Below are 914 nucleotides of genomic sequence, written 5' to 3' on the forward strand. Positions count from 1 at the left end.
TTGTTGGTGACCGTGCCGCCGTTGAGCACATTGAACGACAGGCCCAGCTTGCTCGAATCGCTGCTGGTCGTGATGTAGACCGACGTGCCGGCCGCAAGCACGGCCTGGCCGCCCGGCGTGACGATGCTGCCGTTGTTCTGCACATTGGCACCGAACAGGAAGACATTGCCGCCCGCCTTCGTCGCCGACACCGGCGGCGCGGTGACAATCACCGCGCCGGCTTCGACGGCGACGTCACCGGTCGGGCCGCTGCTATTGCTGAAGATCGGCGCCTGCAGATTGCCGGAACTGTCCAGCGACGTATAGTTGAGCAGCCTGGCCTGGAACTGCTTGTCGGTGACGTTGAGCGTCGAGGCCACCAGCGAGCCGACATAGATCTGGCTGGCGCCGCCGAAGATGATGCCGTTCTGGTTGATCAGCAGCACCTGGCCATCGGCCCTGATGTTGCCGAGGATCTGGCTGGGATTGACATCGCCGATGACACGGTTGAGCGCAACCCAGTTGCCGTTGCCGTGCTGGTCGAACACGACGTCGGTGCGCGCGCCGACGTTGAAGGTCTGCCAGTTGAGGATCGCCTGCGATGCGGTCTGGTTGATGAGGACGCCGGTCCGCCCATTCGTGGTGGCCTGGACCGGCAGACTGGCGCCGCTCCACAGCCCGGATTTCGGGTCGGACGCGCCCGGCGCGACCTGCAGCCCGCCCGGCGCAAGGCCGTTGGGCACCACTTGCGGTCGCGTCCGCGACGTGCCGGCCGTCTGCGCGGCGCTGCGGGCCGCGGCCTGCGTCGCCTGCATGGCCTGGATCGCCTGGGTCGCCCGCATCAGCGCACTCGAGCCGTTGGCCGCCGCGGCCGCCGCCTGCTGAGCCGCCGCGCTCGCGGCATCCGACGCATAGCTCGGCGCCGCGATCGTCGG

General features: G+C 68.4%; 1 protein-coding gene. It reads right to left on the reverse strand.

Annotation, left to right across the window (positions count from 1 at the left end; all coding sequences use genetic code 11):
- Positions 1-914 (reverse strand): two-partner secretion domain-containing protein (locus AB4Z37_RS32940; protein WP_441520873.1); only part of this gene is annotated, 914 nt, incomplete at both ends.

Source organism: Bradyrhizobium sp. 2TAF24 (assembly GCF_052115025.1).
In the GTDB taxonomy this organism is placed as follows: Bacteria; Pseudomonadota; Alphaproteobacteria; order Rhizobiales; family Xanthobacteraceae; genus Bradyrhizobium_A.